We start from the raw sequence: 16,044 nt of genomic DNA, 5'->3' as shown, positions 1-16,044 counted from the left end.
CAATTGGTTTTGGCAGCATCGGTGCACCGATGCTGCATGGAGGATAAGCCATGCCCCACGGATCGCAAATCAACGTCGTGATCATCGGAGGAGGACCGGCGGGACTCGCCGCGGCCTTTTGGCTAACGGCGCCGGAGCAGAACGATCGCTATCGGGTCACACTCTACACCCAGGGCTGGCGCCTTGGGGGAAAATGCGCCAGCGGGCGTAATTACAGCGAGCACGACCGTATTGAAGAGCATGGGCTCCACATGCTGATGGGCTGCTATCACAACGCGTTTGCGACGCTGCGGGCGTGCTATGAGGCCTGGCATCCTGGCCCGGGCAGTCCGCTCTCCACCTGGGAGCAGGCGTTCATCCCTCAGCGCAAGATCACCCTCATGGAGCCCGACGGTCGCGGAGGAGCCTGGGAGCCATGGGACTTCGCCAACCTGCCTCGATCTCCAGGTGAACCTGGCGACGGTCTCGGCGCAGATCCGATGGCCGCGCGGGCCCTGGCGGAAGGGCCTGTGGATGCCATGCATCGGCTGGTAAAAAGGCTGGCCGATTGGCTCGAGACGTCGGTTGGCCTCGATAAGCTGATCAATTGCGGCAAGGCCGCGATTGCCGCATTGCGTGCTCCCCTGTTCGAACCAACGGATGAAAGAACGAAAAAGAAGCTCAATGACCTCGAGATCGCCAATAAGCAACTGAGAGAGGCGATTGGCAACAAGGGCTGGCAACCGGCCGGGCACGATGCCGAGCAAAACGAATCGTTTCAGCTGGCATCTGGAGCCATGAGCCGGCTCCTCATTCTTGCCAACCTCGGCGTGGCGACAGGCCTCGGCTATCTCCGGGATATCGCCCACAGCGGCGAGGCCGCCTACGACAAGCTCAACGCACAGGACTTTCGCGCATGGCTGGCGACGTGCGGTGCGTTCGACGAGACGCTGGCCTCAGCTCCCATTCGCGCGCTCTACGATCTCGCCTTTGCCTTCCGGGACGGTCTGGCCGGTAACATCGATAATGGCTCGATGGCCGCCGGCGTCACCTTTCGCTTTGCAATGGAGCTGACCTTTGGCTATCGCAACGCCCCGCTGTGGAAGATGGCAGCAGGAACGGGTGACACCATCTTCACGCCATTCTATGAGGTCCTCGAGGCGCGGCAGCCGGGATGCGTGCAGTTCTTCAGCCGGCTCACCGACATGACCGCGGCAAACGGGCGCATTCAGTCCATCGAGATCTCGATCCAGGCCGTGACGGGGGACGGCACGCCCTACAGGCCGCTGGTACCGGTCAAGAACCTGCAATGCTGGCCGAACCAGCCGGACTGGGATCAACTCAAGGACGGCTCTGTCTTGCGGGGCTGCAATTTCGAATCCAGCTTCTGCACGGCATCCGCCGGCACGCGACCGCTGCAGGTGGACCAGGATTTCGATCTCGTCATCCTTGCCATTCCGCCCGCGGCGATCACCAAGACCCCGGCGTCGTTCGCGCAAGGCAGCGCGCGATGGCAAGCCGCGCTAGGAGACAGCCGGTCCGTGGGAACCCAGTCGTTGCAGCTCTGGATGGGCCCTCCCATCGCCGGTCTGGGCTGGCCGCTTGGGCCGACCGTGCTGACCGCTTTCGCTGAGAACTACGATTCCTGGGGAGACATGAGTCATCAGCTGCAGACGGAATCATGGAGCTGTCCAGACGCACCGCAGACGATCGGCTATTTCGTCGGCTGTCTCCACGTGCCGCAGCAACCCGCGCCTACCCCGGATTCGATGCAGCAGGCAGCGAACCAGCAGGCCGATCAGTGGATCGCACAACACCTGCCCATCCTGTGGCCGGGCTACGGCGCGGGCCAGCAAACCTGCCGCTGCGTCGCGGCCAATTTCGACGGCTCGGACCTCTATGTGCAGACGCCGAGCGGCACGAATGTTGCGAGCCGCTTTTCATCCGCGGATACGGCAGACTTCGCAAACCTGTATGTCGTCGGCGACTGGACGCGCACGCGCTTCAGCGGTGGATGTTTCGAGTCAGCGATCGAATCCGCAATGCTCGCCTCCCGCGCGATCAGCAACTTTCCCACCCACATCAAGACAACGTAGGTGGCAGGAGCCGCGCTGAGGCGCGGTCCCTCAAACTCCGGCAGGCGTGCCGTGGCGACGATGATCGGCACTCGGTCGCGCCAGGGCCAGCCCTCGACCACTGTTCGATCGGGCTCGAAAATCTCGACCTTGAGCGGGTGGCAGGCGGCAACATCGCTGGAATGGCTGGCACCGCAGTCGCCGCCGGGACAGGCCGACAATGCGCCGATACCGATCTACAACCTCGATTTCTCGCTCATTCCCCGTGACGCTCGAGGAACTCGAAGCCGCGCAGGAGCGCGAGTATTGGTCGATGGTGGGCGATCCGCGATAGTAGGTACCGTGGCGTTGGCTCGTCACCAGACGTCCTTTGGCGATACGGAGATGGCCTTCTTGCGCGACAGGCATACCCAGCATCGCGCAGTTCGCGCGCCGCCTTGGTCCGAAAATCGGAAACTCCTAGCGCCTTGAATGCGGCCGTATCTCTCACTCGCTCCTCGACGTTCCCAGCCCGCCGTGCCGGACAGATACTCCGCACAACACCCCCAGGCTTCCTGCGCAGTAGCAGGCGTGTTGACGAACCGCCTGGTTGCGGCCGTTCCGGAACAGTCTGACGTGTTTCTGCTGGGCCATCTTGTTATCCCAAAAGTCCGACGCTCGGCTAATTCGATGTCGTTTCGCGTTCGATGTGATCCGCACTAGCTAATGTCAGTCCTATGATCTGAGCTGGCAGCCCTCAAGCCAATCCCAAGATTTTCGGATACACATTCAAACAGCCTATCTGGCCCGAAACGGCGCGCCAAATTCGGGTGTCGTTTCGCGTCGATCGCTTAGCGGCACGCAAGCGGGCGTCATCGAGCTTCGACCTAAGGTTCTGACGGCCGTGTCGGCCGTCCATCTCATCCTTCCTTTTCAATGGTGTCGTTTCGCGTTCGATCTGGATCATTCGCGTTCAATTGGAGTCTGTCGGGCCGATCCAGCGGTTGAACTTTGGGCGCCTAAGCTATGGCGCTTAAAGAGATTTCTCGATGTGATCCAAACTAAGTCGTGACAGTTTCCCATGGTCCGGGCTGGCAACACTCAAGCCAATCCTAGGATTTCGGATACACTTCCCCACAACCCGGAAATCGCTGCCCCTCGGCGAATCTGACGATTGAATATCCGGCGAGAAAGGGCTGTCACACCAATGATTTTCTCTCCAAACTTCGGCGCACATCCTACAACGCATGCGCGATCTCCTTGAGGGTCTGCCCGCAGCGATCTACACCACTGATGCCGACGGCCGTATTAAATTTCTTCAATCGGGCCGCAGTCGAGATGGCGGGGCGGACGCCCAGCCTGGCGATAAATGGTGTGTAACCTGGAAACTCTATTGGCCCGACGGTCCGCCTCTGCCGCACAATGAATGTCCGATGGCAGTGGCGCTGCGTGAAAACCGCCCGGTTCGCGGGGCCGAGGCAATTGCTGAGCGTCCAGACGGCAGACGCGTGCCGTTCATTGCTTATCCGACTCCGCTCCGCGATGCGGAAGGAAACTTGGTCGGCGCCATCAACATGCTCGTCGACATCAGCGAGCGCAAGCAGGCAGAGAATGCTCAAAAGGTGCTCATCGACGAGCTGAACCACCACGTGAAAAATACGCTTGCCACGGTGCAGTCACTCGCCAGTCAGACGGCTCGCCATGCCACCGATCTGCAAGAGTTTCTGCCGACGTTCACAGGACGGCAGTTAGCTCTTGCCCGTGCCCATGACCTTCTCACGACACCCAAGTGCCAGCAGCCGGGTCTTTGGGGCTTAGGCGCAAAGCGATCTCAATCGGAGAAAACGCTTCACCCGCGCGTCCCGCCGTAACAAGTACGATCCCCTTGGATGCATACGCGACGGGCGAATTGGGATCGATTTCCAAAGCTGCGTCATGTTCAGGTAAAGCTTCCTCAGGATTCCCGTAGTTCAGAATGTTTCCGTTGGCTACGTGCGCGTTTGCGGTCGCCGGTCGTTTTGCAAGAACTTGATCTATTAGCTTGATCGCCCTCTTTTTGTCCTCGACTACGGATGGTGACCATCCGTAGATCACGCCATCCGCTATGCACAACGTCTTGCCGATGATTGCATCAACGTTGTCCGGATCGAGGCGCAGTGCGCTATCGAACAGGTCGTTTGCCTCTGCATTCGTTAACTTGCTCCGGGGGCCATAGCGCTTCGCCCAGCCGCGCATGCTGAAATCCACAGCGTCTGGATTGGTTGGCCTATCCATTTGGCTGCGCCGGCTTTCAGCCTGGATGAGCTCGACGTTGAGGGAGCGGGCGAGCCGAGCCGTGACCTGGTCCTGCAAGGCAGTAAGGTTTGACCGATCGCCGTCAAAGCGGTCCGACCAGACGTCACGACCAGTCGACAGGTCGGAAAGTGATACGTTCATACGGACCCGATCTCCGGCCCGCTGCACCGCGCCCTGTACCGCCCATCGGATACCAAGGTCCTTGCCGAGCGTCTTCAGATCGACCTGCTTATTCTTATAGGTGAAAGCCGTCCCGCGCCCGATCACGAATGTCTCGGGCATTTGCGCGAGATCTGTCGTCAGATCGGTCGTAATGCCGTTGGCGAAATAGTCCTGCTCCGCATCGTTGTTGAGATTTGCAAATGGTAGGACAACGAGGGACAATCGGGGCGCAACGTCGGGCCGGATCGTAGCCTGTTTCTGCGTTTTTTGGCTCTCCGGAGACACGTCTGTGCGGAGCGTCTTTGTCTGGTCTGGGACCACAAGCGGCCTTCGTGGCACCGTCCGCCACCTGTTCGCTCGGGACCCGAGAGCCGACGCTGCTTAAGGGCAGCTATGAGGTCACCAGCGGCGGTCGAGGGAAGCGCCCGGCGTGCCCGTTCCAAGCCAGACAGCTGACGTACTGCCAGCCGGACCGCTATTCAGCTCAGGGCCCCTAAGCGGAAATCGCAACGAGCCGCACTGTCGAGCTTGGCTGTCGGGGATCTCAACCCGATCCACTCACGAAGTTCTTCAGCGGCATCGCCGGCGGGTTGTGCTGATCCACCCGTTTCCATTTCCCTGCACAGTTTAGCAAATATGTTGACTAAAGCGACCCTCGCGTCCCAACCCCCGTCCTCACTGGCGCATGGCTTATGGTCAACCCTGAAGTCCGATTTGGGTCGGCGAGCTAGTGATGGCCAGTCACGCAGGTGTTGGAGCGTCGACGAGGTCGCCGATACAGAAATGAGACATGTGGGCGACAGCTTCAGGACTGTGATAGTCACCGAATTCGGCAGTAGCTTCCTTGCCGGCATACATGCGGGCGATTCCTGCGCCACCGGGGTGATGGGGTGCCCACTCCGTGATATCGTAGACTTTTCCCCGGATGATGACCCAGCAGTCGTCGCGCGTTTTGTGCAGGGCGACTTCTTCGCGCGTGACCGGGCGTGGAGCCCTGGCGGGAGCAGCCGGTGTCCAGAACTCGCGGGTGATCGCGGGGTAGTTGGCCTTTGCGGCGCGGCGGAAGTCCCACGGCCCCAATCTCTTGGGAGGCAATTCGGCGCCGATGTTGCGGGCATCGTACGCATAGATCCAGGAGTCGTCCTCACCGCCCCGCTTGTCGTGGGCAAATGCCGGGCTCACCCGCTCGTCGATCTTTTCGAGCAGAGCCTTCTGCTCAGCGGTGTCCTTGGCCCGCAAATGATCGAAGGCGAACTTGGAGCCGAGCTGGAATCGGGTCGCGCGATAATGCCGCACGCGTTCGTAGTGCAACAGTGCTGTGGCCACGTCGCGGCCGTGCAGGGTGAACGCGCAAGCGAGCGCGGCGGCGTCCTCGAAGGACTGCGCGGCGCCCTGGCCGAACGTCGGAAGCATCGGATGCGCCGCGTCGCCGAGCAGACAGATACGATCTTGCACCCAGGTTTCGAGGGCGTCACGATCGTAGAGGCCCCATTTCGTAGGTCGAACGATCGCGCCCGCCAAAGCGAGCAGATCGTCTCTGCTGGGGTGCCCAGTAAATGCTTCAGCCACATCGCGAACGATCTCCTCGTGTCTGACAGGAAACCAGTCGCCCTCCTCCTGCTCGAATGCGGCAGAGTCCGGCTCATAGCGGGCGATCCACACGTTCAACAACTCGCCCCGGCGCACCCAGTACGTTGTCGCCCCGCTCCGCTCGCTCCGGTGCCGGTCCATGCTGAAGGAGTGGATGGGGTTGTGGTCCAGCGGGCTACCGTCAGTCTTGCGGAGCGAGGCGACCACCGCCCGCGGAATAAGTCCACGGAAGCAGGTCACCTCCGTCCACCGCTTGGGACGCGGGTTCGGCCACGCCAGCTGCAAGGTGGCGGAGTTGATTCCGTCGGCGCCGACGAGAACCTCTCCCGCGGCGCTTCGACCATTCGAAAAACTCGCCGTCACCTCGCCCGCGGTCTGATGCAGCTGCGTCAGCCGACAGTCCATGTGCACGGTGATCGGGCACGGCGCCCCGCTTTCGGGACCGAACTCGAACACGCGCTTGTACAGACACATCAACAGGTCAAGCCTGTGCATGTGATGGAAGCCGGCGCCGTCGCCCGCGGCGGTGACATGATCGAACGGCCTCTGCGTCACCGTCCCATCGGCGTTGAACTGCCTTGTCGACTCCAGAATTGCGGCCCGGCCACCGTCGATCACCCCGTCGGGGCCCCTGGGATCCCCGCCATCCAGGTCAACGCCCAGCCAACGACATATTCGCGCCCCGTTGGGCGGTACGTTCAACCCGGCGCCTGCAGTGCTCGGCACCTTGGTTTGCTCGTAGACATCGACCGAGGCGAAGACGCCGGACTGCCGCAGCGCCAACGCCGTCATCAACCCGCCCATTCCTGCGCCGATGATCACTGCCCGCATCTGTCGCCCTTGCCAAGTAAGCGAACGCACCGATTACCCAGCTCGTGGCGGAGCACGGTGGGTGCCGCTCGAATTAACTCGAGAGTAGCTTCGGGTTGACCAGCAATAAAGCAGCTTGTGGCGGAACCGGACGTGCTAGCTTCACAATCGCCAACGAGCCCGCAGTAGCATGCTCGAGCTGCCTATCGGGATAGGGTTGCTCGACCGTCTTGGTCGGCACGAACCGCATGTTAGGTCTCGTGACCGCCTCGCAAATCGCCTCTGCGTCCTTGGTGTCGTTCTTCTGCCGCTTGACGTAGGGCTTCACGTACGCCGGAGGCATCAAGCGCACCGTATGCCCCAACGCCTGCAGTTCGCGGGACCAATAGTGGGATGGCGCGCAAGCCTCCATCCCCACCAGGCACGGCGGGAACTTCTCAAAAAACGACAGCATGAAACGGCCCTTGAGTTGGCGCCGAATCACCACCTGGCCGGCTGCATCGACGCCATGCACTTGAAAGACCGACTTTCCAGATGTCCAGACCGATCGTCGAAATTAACTGCATGCGCTGCTCCTCCGAATCGTGGGAGCCTCAAACGGCGCCCAATCATTGGCACTCTCGTGCCCGTGGAGGAGCCGTCCACAGCATCAGAAGCGGAAGTTTCGCACGTAGTGCAGTCTCATTTTTCTGGCGAACACACGAACGATCATTCGAGCAAACCCGCCACTCGAAATCCGTGCGCTCCAAGGCCGTTCGGACCCAATCGCATTGACCGAATGCGATATCGACAGTTGCCGACTACACCATCGACGTCGCAACGGTGCAAACACCTTGCAGCGCAGCTACGGAACAATATTACATCTGAGAGATTCCAGGAACGAAACGGGTCGTCAGTCTTTCTCTGGGCTTTGGGAGGTGGCCATGACTTCTCAGACCATAGAAGGCGCGTGTGCGTTCGCTTGGCGGAATTACTTGCTGTTCCACAGCGGCATCAGCGAGAACGATAATAGGCGTTCTGCCCTCTATCGCTACGTCGCCAATGTTCGTGATTCGGGTCGAGATGATTTCGATCTCTTGCAAATAGCGGCCGTCGCGTACTTAAAAAAACTGGATGAACTGCACGACGACCGACGTGCGAGGCTCGCGGCAGATCAAGTCTTGGCTGAATGCTTAGAGTCACGCAGGGCACAACCCACCACATAGCTTACGGCGAGAACATCAAAACGAGGGAGAGAAACGCATGGCAGACGAGACCGCTAACGAAAACCGTTTCGCGCGCGACCAACAAGGTCCCATCAGCGCAGCGACTGCAATCGGTATGAATGCCTTGAAGGCAACTATGCACTTTCAAGTCTCAATGCTGAGGATGTGGGCCGACAGTATTGAGAGGTTGGCGGGCAATTACGAAAAGGGGTTGGAAGAAACCGCGACCGCCGTACAGGAACAGTCGAACAAGGAACGTGCCGCGTAAATCAACGCAACGGAGTCCACGAGCGTCGTTCGGCGACTCGGCAGGTTGCTTCCGGTTTGCCCGATGAACCGACAACAGAGACGCCGCCCGGACCTTGCTTGTACCGGTCGCTCTCATATTCGGGCAAATTCCTATTCAATATATGGCGGACTTGGCTGGCTAGAGGTAGAGTGCGCCCGCTGTAAGACCCGCGCCAGTCTCCCGCTAGAGGCCATCCGCCGGCCGAAAGATACGCCGCTCTGGAAGCTGGAAGCTTCCCTCAGATGCCGACCATGTCGCACCGCCCGGTACGCGCCACCTCCCCGCATGGTCAAGCTAACCGAGACAAGGCAGATCACGCCTTGTAAGTGGGTCCATCCCCCAGGAGCGCTAGTTTGCCGCTGAACGTCCCCACGCCAAACCGGAAGCCGCCGCCCGAAAGCTCGTCCAGCTCGCCGCCAGTGTCGTGCCCGTCCAGGACGGCCGCATCCATATTGAAAAAATCAACGCACCGTTCCTCCACACGCTCAAAGCCAGCGGCGAGGAGGTCGGTGCCGGCCTAAAGTTCGCTATTGAGCGCGGCTGGCTGCATCTGCACGAGAGCGGGACCTATGTTCGGCTCCGCAGCGGCGGCGACATGATATAATCTTCTGGCGGCCTGATCGGGAACCACAAGGAGACTGATCCATGGCGAAGGAAATCAAACAGTTTCGCAAGCAAGCTGAAAAGGCTGCGCGCGCAGCAAAGTCGGCTGCAGATGCCGGGGTGTCCGAGGAACTGCAGGCACTAGCACGCGCGTTCCAAAGCCAGGCCGACGTCCTGAAATCGAAAAAGCGAGCAGGCAAGAAGCAACGATGAGGCGGCCTTACTACGCCTCTTCCCTTTGAAACGGCTGGTAGGCCCGGGGGTCCTTGTTTATGCGGTTTCCGGATTGCATCAGATCAGCGAGTGTGGTTGCGGCTCGATCTATTCTGCGAACGGCTTCTGCCTGTTGGAGGCAGAAGCGAGTCATACTGAGGTCACGCCGCGCGGCCTGGACCTCGTGCAACACATGATCGAGTGCCTCCCCAACATTGTTCTTCTCAGCGGGTTCTGAACCGATACCGGCCGCGGCGCGGCGCACGGGCGTGCGTTGATCAGCCATTGGATCACTCTACCAGATGATGCTCGTCGTCAGGCGTCCCTGTCCACAGTCGGGACGGGTCCTGCTTTGTAGCGAACCCGCCCGCTGTGGCCGATCTACGGCTAATGTATGGAGTGCTGCCGCCATTCAAGGAACACAGGTTCCTTCTGTGCACGGTATCAGGAAGGTCGCGTGTGCCTGCCGCCGCGAAAGAAATGCGGCCTCAGCACTATATGCGTTGAGGGGGCGATGCCGAGGCCGCTGGAGGTGCTTGGCGCGGATCGACAAGGGAATCGAGCTCGACGGATTCGTTCTGCTCGCTTCTGAACATTGGAACCACGAACTCGATTCGCAATCGCCTACCTCAACACCTATTTTCCCCGCATGCGCATGGCGTATGAGCTCTGCCTGGCGGCCAGCGGTAAGCAGGTCTCGTCAGGACTGGACTGAATTCGTGAGGTGAAGCACGACGGCTACCGGATGCTTCCGGGAGAACGAGCGAGCGCGCCTCCTCTCTCGAACCTACAAAAGCAGCGGTACGTTGATCGCCATGGCCCCGAGCGAAGTCCGAGCCTGGTTGACCAATATCGGCGTGCTTGCCGCGCGACCAGGCGCGTTCGCCGTGTTTCTCCTTTATGCCGCGCTTTGGATCATCTTCGGCAATGGACGGGACTGGCACTCGCTTGCCACGCTTGCGACCTGGGGAATGACCCTCGTGATCCAGCGCGCCGGGCACCGCGACACACAGGCCATTCATGCGAAGCTCGACGGACTCCTGAAGGTTCATGACGATGCCAAAAACTCACTTATGAATATCGATGACAGGGACGCCGAGGAAGTCGAGCGAGAGCGAGCACAGGTCCGTACGTCGTGAGCTAATGATGCACTCGAATCACGTTGACCGCTCTTCCCTTCAGGTTCCAGAATTAACCCGCCACCGCGGCATCAAGCTTAACTGCAGACTTTGATTGCAGCGAAGCTGCGGAGCGCTAGCTTTTTATCGCCGGACATTGCCCTTGGTCCGGGTCCCCAAGTGTCGAAGCCGTCGCGCCACCATACTCGTCGCGGTGGCTTCCGCTGGGCTGTAGGCCTCTCGCGCGAGTTTCATTTGAAAAAGGCAGTCAGACCGCGAAACCATCGATCTCATTGAGATGCGTCGGCAACTCACGGCCCTGCGCTCGCAACACTCGGACAACCTTGCGATAGCATCGCTACTGAACCGCTTCCTCGTGAAGGTTGCATTCCTCTCAGAGCCTAAAGACCCGGAGCATGAACAGTATCTCCGATCTAAGTTTGCACAGACGCTGAAGAAGGTAGAGGCGATCACCTCGCGCAGGCCAGCAGCGAAGCGATCAGCGACCATGAAGCCGCCCAAGTAACTCATTGCGCTTGTCGGCGGCTGCGCCGATGCAAAATGCAGTCGCGAAGTCGTCCTTCGCGCACTGGCGCCTTCGCGGCCAAGCTCAGCTCGAGCCAGCGTTGGGGAAGCCACTAACTTGTAGCAAGTGGCCGTAGTAATTCATGCCGACGCTCAGACACTCAGCTGAAATCTATGCAGCTCTAACTACTTGCACTGGGGAGTGTAGAGGAGCGGATATCCGCAGACATTGCAAGATGAGTCTGCAGATGCTGTTATCGCGCTCACTGTCGTAAGTGCGTCGCGGAGCATACATTGAGAGCGTGACAATTGGAGTCGAATTGGACCACGATTCAATGTTGGCTACTGCCATTGTGGTGTCAGCAGAGGCGCGCCCTACCCTGGCTAGCCTGCTCGGCCGGCTTCAACCGCGGCCAGAAGCCGACTAGTTGGTAGGGTTCGCGTTTGAACTCTCCCGCGCCGTCATTATTGTGACTGGATTGCCAATTGCCGTTCGCGCGGCGCGGATGCTGTCGATGAACCAGCTTCGCGGCCGCGTTCAAACCAAGCGGACCACCATGTCCTCTAGCTCCAACACCAATATCGCCAAGAAAGCTCGCACGAAGGCTGAGGCGGATTTCGCCACTTGGCTCATGATGGCCAAGCTCGGTGGTTTCGATGACCTACCGTCCAACGCCCAAAGCTTTCTGACCAATTATCGAGCCCGGCTCGAGATCATGAGCGAGGTCGAGTCCACGGCCCTGGCCGTTCGCGAAGTATATAGCGCTTATTACAGCGAGATGGGAGGTGTAGGCGCAGCTCCGGAACCAAAGGCTCGGACGCCAATGACACAGAGCAAAGTCGTGCGGTCACAGAGACGGCTCAGAGTTCAACCCGGTCAGTCGCCTGCACGCCATTCGACGGGGCCAATGACTCGAAAATCGGTGCCGGCACTGCTGATCTTCGCGAGCATGGTAGCACTGATTGCCGCTTTCATATTCCTAGCGCATTAAAATCGCCTGCCGACGTTTGCGATGTCCGATTCTCGCCCGATAGGGAATAATGGCATAAATCGTGTGCCACGGAGAGCCGACGTGGCAACGGTTTTAGCGTTGTTCACTTCAGGGCCATCTGCATTGGCTTCGTGTCGAGAGACGAGCGGCGCAAGGGCCATATCAAAGCGGGCAGCAAAATCCCCGTAGCGATCCCCACAAAGTCGATTTCACGTTCAGGCTTCGCGGCGTGGAGTCGGGAAGGACGAAGAGGGTTGACCCTAAACCGTCTTCGCGTCGGGAGGAGCCGTCCACAGCATCAATAGGCGACCTTCTACTCGGTCTATTACGCGGACAACTGAACCTCTATCCCCGGCCTCGCCCGCAGCCGCAGCCAAATCGGGGGGGACCGTCAGAGACTTAAACAGAGACGAAAGCGGAAACAACATTGCTATGTCCCCACTCGGCGTTCCAATCGAACCGTCGAATGATGGCGCCAATTCATTGAATACAGCCGAGGGCAGCGGCTCTTGATCTCCTTCATCTGCAATGTGAGCATACGCGCGCCGAGATGACGCCTCATGGTCATCGTCGCGAAGTGTGACGAACATTATAGAGTTGCTGAATCGAAAAATGGGATGGTCCCCCCGCGCTGCAATCGAGCAGCCGCAAAAACCAGGGATCACGACAATGAAATCTTCTCGCCTCGCTCTAGCTCTAGCCGCCGCGCTCAGCCTAGGCGCCTTTGTTGGCTCTGCACAAATCTCTCCAGCCTCGGCCGGCCAGTGGGACTGGTTAGGAAATAAGCCATATGTCGACTGCGTGAAACGCGCTGACATGGCGCGCGTCGAAGCTCAGCGCGTGAGCTCAACGCCAGGAATCGCTGAAGCCATCCAAAAGAAGGGTGTAAATGATTGCAACCGTCTATACTATCCATCCAACGCCAACTCTTCTCACACGCTCGGCAAGCGCAAAGGGTGATACAGACACTCGCACCAAATCGGCCTTGAGTGCAGATCATGATGCGACAGAGACAATCGCATCATGATTTTTTCCCTTGCCCAGATGAGCTGCAGGCTCAACGTGGAGAACATTGCGACCTTCGCAAATCGCGTGGGCGGTTGGATGAGGCAAGAAGGATCCGACAAGTGCTTTGAAGTCGCACGATGCTTGACACACCTTTCCAAGGCTGTGGACCGACACGTTCACGCCAGCGGCGCTCAAGTGACCGATAGCGGCCGCGCCAAAACAGAAAGGTGGCAACGTGGGGCTTCGCCTACTCGGCTTGAAGGTTGCCGAGGCAGGGATCGCCTTGGTTTCGGTCTCGAATACGCTTGGCGTTTACGGGCAAGAGCGGTGGAAGTGGATGACCAGGCTGGAAGCCGCTTTGCGAATTCGTCGCTCTTCTTGGTGAGCGCCGCGGTCTGGCGCGCGCAGTTCTGCCGACGAGTACGAAGCGGCGTCAATGTCCACAGTAAAGCAAGTATCAGAGAGTGTGCGGGAGGTGGGGCGCAACGTTCGAGAATCTCTGGAGCAAGGCCAACAGTACAGCGCGTGGTCCCAAATTGTTCGTGACGTGGTCAGGGAAGCTCCTCTAGCTTCGCTGGCCGTCGCTTTCCTCATCGGGTATGTCATCGCGCGGCGGTAACGCCGCTCAGCTAAGAGAGTAACAGGTAGGTTCTGGATGCTGTGCAACTCGGAGTGACGCGCCCGCCCGATATAAGTCTCGCGCTTGATCGGCATTGGACTGGTCGCCACAAGCGCCTCCTGCCAACTGGCGCCTTTTCGTCACCTGGCGATATTCGCAAGCGTAGCGTCGTGCCGCGCGCGCTGCGCCGATAAAGATGCCGGTGCGCCGGCAGTTGGACCTGTTGGATCAAACGGGGCCGCATCGCGCCCTTTGGTCGGCAAAGCCGTACCAAGCCAACGGGAGGGCCAATGCACAGAGAGCTGCCATCGGCAAGAACGCAGCTCCTGCATATCGAGCATAAAGAATGCCGGACAGCGATATCAACGCAGCGGTAACGAGGCCTGAACCAAGGGCATAAAGGGCTTGGGCGGTGGCGGCTACCGTCGGGGAGACAACTGCCCTCATCATGTCCATGCAAGCGAGATGGAGCAGCGCAAAGGTCAACCCGTGTAAGGGCTGAATCATTGAGAGAAGCACAATAGAAGTCGTCGCTCCCTCAATCAGCCAACGTATGATGCCGGCCGCGGCTGCTAAGATGGCCGCACCACGCACGCCAAACCGTTCAATCAACCGAGGACCAACGAAAAAGAAGACCAAAACTTCTGCCGCCACCGCTTCCGACCACAGAACGCTTATGACGGAAGTTCCTATTCCAGCGTCGCTCCACCGAATGACGGCAAATGCGTCGTGCATCGAGTGACTTCCATAGACCAAAGCGGAAACCAAAATCAGGATCCGAAATCGCGGGATCGCCAAAAGAGCACCTACCTCACCGAAGGCCAACGATGCCGGCGGCGCAGGTGGAGCGGCTTGAGCGTTAACAGCGGGCATAAACACCGTCGCGCTGGCCGCTGCGATCAGTAGGCTGGCATTCATCCAGATAACCGGCATGAGGTCAGCAGGACCGATCAGTTGTCCAACGACGATCGTGCCCACGACGAAGGCGGCCGAGCCCGAACCCCGTATCCAGCCGTATTCAAATGGCCTTCCGCCCATTTGAGGTTTCGCTGCATTCACTGACAACGCGTCCGCAATCGAGGTCGTCGGAGCAAGTGCCGCAGCCTGAGCCAACGCTAGAACAAGCAACCACCAAAATCCATCTGCCCAGACCAAGGCAGCTGCCGCTCCGGCCGCCAACACGGCACAGCTTGCGAGCACAAGGCGCAATGAACCGAGGACGTCGGCGAGCCTTGCAAGACACGGACCGGAGACAAGCCGCACCAACATTGCCGCAGCGAGGATTGAACCGATCTGCTGAGGCGTCAGAGCTCTCGTCTCGAAAAGCTTAGGCCAGAATGGCGATGCCGCACCGAACGCAGCGTACAGGGCGCCGTAAAGAGCAATATAGGCGATTGGTCCAGCCACAGCCTAAAGCCACTGAAATCGGTTTCGCCGGTGTTTTACGCCAAGCTCTCCACCCAACTTGCAACACCGTTCATTGCACCTAGTCGATCTGCCTTTTCAAGCTCTTCTACTATCGCTCGTATCCGGTCGTGCGGCACCGCTGGCATCATCCCACTGGTGACTCCGGCCCATCTGGAACGGAACGAGGGCCGCGCACGCGGTGGGCGCGGCCTTTTCCTGTACCCGGGATCAATCGTCCCGCTCACCACCACCCGCCGGAAAAGAGGTCGTACCGTTCGAAGGCCAGCCGTGGCTCGGGCGGTCGGCTCGACGATTTCGCCAACCGCTTTGCATGCGGACGCGCCTCAGTAGATGTGCGGGCACGCGGTTCTTTCTTGATCTGGTGGGGAGCTGCAGCAGGCATGGCGGCCAGGGCCTCCCGCATTGCCTGGTGCGGTACTTCGGCCGTCGGCTCGGCCTGCACCATCTCCGGAACATCGGTGCGCGGGCGCGTGTCGAAGACGATCTTCTCCGGAAGGCTCCTTGCCGAGCTGATCCGGATGGTCGTCCTGTCGGGGTCGGCCGCGCCTGCGCGCTCGACTGGCGCCGGCAGGTACCGGTCCGCTGCGAAGAGCAGCGCCAGCAGCAGCCCGCTCAGGAACGCGAAATAACGGATGATCGGCATGGACAGCCGCTTGCAAATGAAGGGAATCGATTTCGACGGTCCGGACGTGGCTGAAGGCGGGCCGCTTCCTTCAGCGGCCCGCCTTCGAGGACTACTCCACCTCTTGGACCACGGTGCGCGTCGACGGGTCCACCAGCATCACGCGCTCGCCGGAGTAGACGTAGCGATACTTCGTAAGAGAGGGCCCCCATTCGGCCGGCACGGACTCGAGCTCGAGCTCGCGCGGCACGGGCGAGCCGACCACGATCTTCTCGCGGCTCTCTACCGGACGGATCTTGTGTTCCGTCACGTAGCTCCGGATCTTCGTGCGGTATTCCGGCTCGATCTGCACGGCCGCGGCGTGGCTCGTCCCGGTGGTTGTGACCACCGTGGACTGGGCCATCGCGCCCGTCGAGATCAGCGCGGCGGCCGCGCACGTCAGCATCAGCTTCTTCATGCATATCTCCTCGCCGCAGCATGCAGCCTGCATGAACCCGCGAATGGTGGCAAGGTTCCGGACGCGCGGCAGCAC

General features: G+C 59.9%; 14 protein-coding genes and 2 pseudogenes. 10 read left to right on the top strand and 6 right to left on the bottom strand.

The genetic code is table 11. The features are described 5' to 3' along the window. The first annotated feature begins 50 nt into the window (after positions 1-50). Entirely contained in the window at positions 51-2,075 is a 2,025-nt protein-coding gene (locus tag IVB01_RS09340) for an NAD(P)-binding protein (protein ID WP_247494419.1), read from the top strand. A gap of 1,205 nt (positions 2,076-3,280) precedes the next feature. Next, positions 3,281-3,904 carry an HWE histidine kinase domain-containing protein gene (locus IVB01_RS09335; protein ID WP_247415314.1) on the top strand — a complete coding sequence of 208 codons (624 nt, stop codon included), beginning with the start codon at positions 3,281-3,283 and terminating at the stop codon, positions 3,902-3,904. On the opposite strand, the gene IVB01_RS09330 is transcribed toward IVB01_RS09335, so the two are convergent. The 3 genes and pseudogenes from IVB01_RS09330 to IVB01_RS09320 all read right to left on the bottom strand — a co-directional run. After that, the gene (locus tag IVB01_RS09330) at positions 3,810-4,712 is read right to left on the bottom strand and encodes a hypothetical protein (RefSeq protein ID WP_247279944.1); all 903 of its coding nucleotides are present in this window, start codon (positions 4,710-4,712) and stop codon (positions 3,810-3,812) included. The two genes, IVB01_RS09335 and IVB01_RS09330, sit on opposite strands and share 95 nt — an antisense overlap. A gap of 519 nt (positions 4,713-5,231) precedes the next feature. Further along, positions 5,232-6,872 carry a cytochrome b5 domain-containing protein gene (locus tag IVB01_RS09325; protein WP_247279957.1) on the bottom strand — a complete coding sequence of 547 codons (1,641 nt, stop codon included), beginning with the start codon at positions 6,870-6,872 and terminating at the stop codon, positions 5,232-5,234. Positions 6,873-7,107: 235 nt separating this feature from the next. Beyond that, positions 7,108-7,456: pseudogene (locus IVB01_RS09320) on the bottom strand (transposase); the annotation flags it as partial. Positions 7,457-7,813: 357 nt separating this feature from the next. Between IVB01_RS09320 and IVB01_RS09315 the strand changes: the two are divergent. The 8 genes and pseudogenes from IVB01_RS09315 to IVB01_RS09280 all read left to right on the top strand — a co-directional run bounded on the left by IVB01_RS09315 (position 7,814) and on the right by IVB01_RS09280 (position 12,795). Further along, complete coding sequence (locus IVB01_RS09315; protein WP_247279943.1) at positions 7,814-8,095, top strand: hypothetical protein; 282 nt, start codon at positions 7,814-7,816, stop codon at positions 8,093-8,095. Between the two features lie 37 nt (positions 8,096-8,132). Then, positions 8,133-8,363, top strand: a complete 231-nt coding sequence (locus IVB01_RS09310) for a hypothetical protein (protein ID WP_247279942.1) — start codon at positions 8,133-8,135, stop codon at positions 8,361-8,363. 144 nt (positions 8,364-8,507) lie between these two features. Next, positions 8,508-8,747, top strand: a pseudogene (locus IVB01_RS09305) (hypothetical protein); the annotation flags it as partial. Between the two features lie 61 nt (positions 8,748-8,808). After that, positions 8,809-8,988, top strand: coding sequence for a hypothetical protein (locus IVB01_RS09300; protein ID WP_247279941.1), 180 nt, complete (start codon positions 8,809-8,811; stop codon positions 8,986-8,988). 41 nt (positions 8,989-9,029) lie between these two features. Next, positions 9,030-9,200: a hypothetical protein gene (locus IVB01_RS09295; protein ID WP_247279940.1), complete on the top strand. Its 171-nt coding sequence runs from the start codon at positions 9,030-9,032 to the stop codon at positions 9,198-9,200. Between the two features lie 815 nt (positions 9,201-10,015). After that, on the top strand, positions 10,016-10,339 hold the full coding sequence (locus IVB01_RS09290; RefSeq protein WP_247279956.1) for a low affinity iron permease family protein: 324 nt from the start codon (positions 10,016-10,018) through the stop codon (positions 10,337-10,339). A gap of 1,061 nt (positions 10,340-11,400) precedes the next feature. Continuing rightward, positions 11,401-11,835, top strand: coding sequence for a hypothetical protein (locus IVB01_RS09285; protein ID WP_247279955.1), 435 nt, complete (start codon positions 11,401-11,403; stop codon positions 11,833-11,835). A 669-nt stretch (positions 11,836-12,504) separates the two neighbouring features. Then, a complete protein-coding gene (locus IVB01_RS09280; RefSeq protein ID WP_247279939.1) occupies positions 12,505-12,795 on the top strand; it encodes a hypothetical protein in 291 nt (96 codons plus the stop codon). 895 nt (positions 12,796-13,690) lie between these two features. Here IVB01_RS09280 and IVB01_RS09275 read toward each other — a convergent pair. The 3 genes from IVB01_RS09275 to IVB01_RS09265 form a co-directional block, all read right to left on the bottom strand. Then, positions 13,691-14,869, bottom strand: a complete 1,179-nt coding sequence (locus IVB01_RS09275; protein ID WP_247279938.1) for an MFS transporter — start codon at positions 14,867-14,869, stop codon at positions 13,691-13,693. Positions 14,870-15,110: 241 nt separating this feature from the next. Next, positions 15,111-15,533, bottom strand: coding sequence for a hypothetical protein (locus IVB01_RS09270; protein ID WP_247279937.1), 423 nt, complete (start codon positions 15,531-15,533; stop codon positions 15,111-15,113). Between the two features lie 91 nt (positions 15,534-15,624). Next, complete coding sequence (locus IVB01_RS09265) at positions 15,625-15,969, bottom strand: DUF1236 domain-containing protein (protein ID WP_247279936.1); 345 nt, start codon at positions 15,967-15,969, stop codon at positions 15,625-15,627. Positions 15,970-16,044: the final 75 nt, after the last annotated feature.

Source organism: Bradyrhizobium sp. 164 (assembly GCF_023073715.1).
GTDB lineage: Bacteria > Pseudomonadota > Alphaproteobacteria > Rhizobiales > Xanthobacteraceae > Bradyrhizobium.
Note: the sequence above shows the minus strand (reverse complement) of the source record. Positions and strands in the feature narration are given on the sequence as shown.

What these genes read in the sequence shown, in the direction of transcription:
- IVB01_RS09265 (WP_247279936.1), bottom strand. Translation starts at nt 15,969, where the DNA reads ATGAAGAAGCTGATGCTGACGTGCGCGGCCGCCGCGCTGATCTCGACG.
- IVB01_RS09310 (WP_247279942.1), top strand. Translation starts at nt 8,133, where the DNA reads ATGGCAGACGAGACCGCTAACGAAAACCGTTTCGCGCGCGACCAACAA.
- IVB01_RS09335 (WP_247415314.1), top strand. Translation starts at nt 3,281, where the DNA reads ATGCGCGATCTCCTTGAGGGTCTGCCCGCAGCGATCTACACCACTGAT.
- IVB01_RS09270 (WP_247279937.1), bottom strand. Translation starts at nt 15,533, where the DNA reads ATGCCGATCATCCGTTATTTCGCGTTCCTGAGCGGGCTGCTGCTGGCG.
- IVB01_RS09340 (WP_247494419.1), top strand. Translation starts at nt 51, where the DNA reads ATGCCCCACGGATCGCAAATCAACGTCGTGATCATCGGAGGAGGACCG.
- IVB01_RS09315 (WP_247279943.1), top strand. Translation starts at nt 7,814, where the DNA reads ATGACTTCTCAGACCATAGAAGGCGCGTGTGCGTTCGCTTGGCGGAAT.
- IVB01_RS09280 (WP_247279939.1), top strand. Translation starts at nt 12,505, where the DNA reads ATGAAATCTTCTCGCCTCGCTCTAGCTCTAGCCGCCGCGCTCAGCCTA.
- IVB01_RS09325 (WP_247279957.1), bottom strand. Translation starts at nt 6,872, where the DNA reads ATGACGGCGTTGGCGCTGCGGCAGTCCGGCGTCTTCGCCTCGGTCGAT.
- IVB01_RS09290 (WP_247279956.1), top strand. Translation starts at nt 10,016, where the DNA reads ATGGCCCCGAGCGAAGTCCGAGCCTGGTTGACCAATATCGGCGTGCTT.
- IVB01_RS09295 (WP_247279940.1), top strand. Translation starts at nt 9,030, where the DNA reads ATGGCGAAGGAAATCAAACAGTTTCGCAAGCAAGCTGAAAAGGCTGCG.
- IVB01_RS09285 (WP_247279955.1), top strand. Translation starts at nt 11,401, where the DNA reads ATGTCCTCTAGCTCCAACACCAATATCGCCAAGAAAGCTCGCACGAAG.